General features: G+C 71.9%; 3 protein-coding genes and 1 pseudogene. All 4 read right to left on the bottom strand.

All coding sequences use genetic code 11. The annotated features are described in order from the left end of the window. Nucleotides 1-24 precede the first annotated feature (24 nt). Complete coding sequence (locus ACFWEK_RS20660) at nucleotides 25-396, bottom strand: metal-sulfur cluster assembly factor (protein ID WP_430555253.1); 372 nt, start codon at nucleotides 394-396, stop codon at nucleotides 25-27. A 26-nt stretch (nucleotides 397-422) separates the two neighbouring features. After that, complete coding sequence (sufU, locus tag ACFWEK_RS20655) at nucleotides 423-887, bottom strand: Fe-S cluster assembly sulfur transfer protein SufU (RefSeq protein WP_430546318.1); 465 nt, start codon at nucleotides 885-887, stop codon at nucleotides 423-425. 20 nt (nucleotides 888-907) lie between these two features. Next, nucleotides 908-2,206 carry a cysteine desulfurase gene (locus tag ACFWEK_RS20650; protein ID WP_430555252.1) on the bottom strand — a complete coding sequence of 433 codons (1,299 nt, stop codon included), beginning with the start codon at nucleotides 2,204-2,206 and terminating at the stop codon, nucleotides 908-910. Nucleotides 2,207-2,252: 46 nt separating this feature from the next. Beyond that, nucleotides 2,253-2,595, bottom strand: a pseudogene (gene sufC, locus ACFWEK_RS20645) (Fe-S cluster assembly ATPase SufC); the annotation flags it as partial.

Raw genomic sequence — 2,595 nt, 5'->3', positions numbered from 1 at the left:
GTACTCGACATGCCCGACTTTCGGTCAGACGTTGAACCCCAGCATCCGCAGCTGCTCACGGCCCTCGTCGGTGATCTTCTCCGGGCCCCACGGCGGCATCCAGACCCAGTTGATGCGGAAGCCGTCGACGAGCCCCTCGAGCGCGGTGCCGGCCTGGTCCTCGATGACGTCCGTCAGCGGGCAGGCCGCCGACGTGAGGGTCATGTCGATGGTGGACATGTTGTTCTGGTCCACCTGGATGCCGTAGACGAGGCCCAGGTCGACGACGTTGATTCCCAGCTCGGGGTCGATGACGTCGCGCAGGGCCTCCTCGACGTCCGCCGCCGTGGTGGGCGTGGGGGCCGCGGCCGCCTCGGCGACGGGCGGGGCAGCCGCCTCGGTCGTGTTCTCGGTCATCGTGTCCTCTCAGGTTCAGGTCGGCTTCAGCCCAGCGCGCCGCTGCGCGCCAGCGAGTCCTTGAGCGCCGCCCAGCCGAGCAGCGCGCACTTGATGCGGGCGGGGTACTGCGAGACGCCGGTGAACGCGCTCGCGTCGCCGAGGGCGTCCAGCGCGTCGTCGTCGTCCAGACCCTTGCCCCGCGAGGCCATGAGGTCGTGGAAGACGGCGTCCAGGCGGGCGACGTCGGCCAGGTCGTGCCCGGTGACGAGCTCCGTCATCACGGAGGCGGACGCCTGCGAGATGGAGCAGCCCTGGCCCTCCCAGGACACGCCGGACACGGTGGTGCCGTCGACGTCCACGCGGAGCGTGATCTCGTCGCCGCAGGTCGGGTTCACCTGGTGCGACTCCCCCGACCGGTGGTCGGTGGGCGCGTCCACGAGGCCCCGACCGTGCGGGCGCTTCGCGTGGTCCAGGATCACCTGCTGGTACATCTGCTCGAGCGAGCTCACTGCTGTCCTCTCCGCCTACGTCAGTCCACACCGAAGAACGCGCGTACGCCCGCCAGTGCTTCCCGGAACGCCGCGATCTCCTCGGCCGTGGTGTACACGGAGGCCGACGCGCGCGCCGTCGCCGCCACGCCGAACCGGCGGTGCAGCGGCTGCGCGCAGTGGTGCCCCACGCGGACGGCGATGCCCTTGTCGTCGAGCACCTGCCCCACGTCGTGCGCGTGCACGCCGTCGACGACGAACGACACGACGGCGAGCCGGTCGCGCGCGTCCGCCGGGCCGACGATCCGCACGCCGGGGATCTCGCCGATGCGCACCAGCTCGGCCGCGAGCTCGCGCTCGTGCTCGGCCACGCGGTCCATGCCCAGCTCGTCCAGCCACTGCGCCGCGACGCCCATGCCGACGGCCTGCGCGACCATCTGCGTGCCGGCCTCGAACCGCTGCGGCGGCGGGGCGTACGTCGTCCCGGCCATGGTCACGACCTCGACCATCGACCCGCCCGTGGTGACCGGCGGCATCGCCTCGAGCAGCTCGCGCCGCCCGTACAGCGCGCCGACGCCGGTCGGGCCGAGCATCTTGTGGGCGCTGAACGCCGCGAGGTCCACGCCCAGGGCGTGCAGGTCCACCGGCAGGTGCGGCACGGACTGGCACGCGTCGAGCACCGTGACGGCCCCGACCTTCTTCGCGGCGGTGACCAGCTCTGCCACGGGGGCGATCGCGCCCGTCACGTTCGACACGTGGCCGAACGCCACCACGCGGGTGCGCTCGGTGATCACGCCCGCGACGTCGGACAGGTCGATCCGCCCGTCGTCGTCGACGCCGAACCAGCGCAGGACGGCGCCGGTACGGGCGCACAGCTCCTGCCACGGCACGAGGTTGGCGTGGTGCTCCGCCTCGGTGACGACGATCTCGTCGCCCGGGGACAGGCGGAACCGCTCAGCGGCGGCTCCCCCGCGCCCGGCCGTCGCGTTGGAGAACGCGTACGCCACGAGGTTGAGGGCCGCGGTCGCGCCCGGCGTCCAGACGATCTCGCCCTCGTCGGCCCCGACGAACCTCGCCACGGCCGCCCGGGCGTCCTCGAACGCCTCGGTCGCCTCCTCGGCGAGCTGGTGCGCGCCGCGGTGCACGGCCGCGTTGCGCTGCTCGTAGAAGTCGACCTCCGCCTCGAGCACGACGTTCGGCTTCTGCGACGTCGCGGCCGAGTCCAGGTAGACCAGCGGCCGGCCACCCCGCACCGTGCGCCCGAGCAGCGGGAAGTCCGCCCGCACGGCCGCGAGCTCCGCAGCGGTGAGCGACGGGCGCACGGTGTCGGTGGTGGTCATGCTGTCCTCCTGGTGACGGCTCCTGGTCGAGTGCTCGACGAGGAGGTCAGGCCATCGTCGCGCCGGTGCCGACGTACTTGTCGTAGCCGTTCTCCTCGAGCTGCTCCGCGAGCTCGGGGCCGCCCTCCTCGGCGATCTTGCCGTCGACGAAGACGTGCACGAAGTCCGGCTTGATGTAGCGCAGGATGCGCGTGTAGTGCGTGATGAGCAGCACGCCGACGTCGGTGTTCGACTTGGCGCGGTTCACGCCCTCGGACACGACGCGCAGGGCGTCGACGTCGAGGCCGGAGTCGGTCTCGTCGAGGATCGCGAAGTGCGGCTTGAAGAGCTCCATCTGGAGGATCTCGTGGCGCTTCTTCTCACCGCCGGAGAAGCCCTCGTTGACGGAG

Origin of the sequence: Isoptericola sp. NPDC060257 (genome assembly GCF_042726645.1) — a bacterium.
GTDB lineage: Bacteria > Actinomycetota > Actinomycetes > Actinomycetales > Cellulomonadaceae > Isoptericola > Isoptericola nanjingensis.
The sequence above is the reverse complement of the archived record's forward strand: the minus strand, read 5'-3'. Positions and strand labels throughout refer to the sequence as shown.

Excerpts from the sequence above, each read along its gene's own strand:
- ACFWEK_RS20650 (WP_430555252.1), bottom strand. The coding sequence starts at position 2,206 with ATGACCACCACCGACACCGTGCGCCCGTCGCTCACCGCTGCGGAGCTC.
- ACFWEK_RS20660 (WP_430555253.1), bottom strand. The coding sequence starts at position 396 with ATGACCGAGAACACGACCGAGGCGGCTGCCCCGCCCGTCGCCGAGGCG.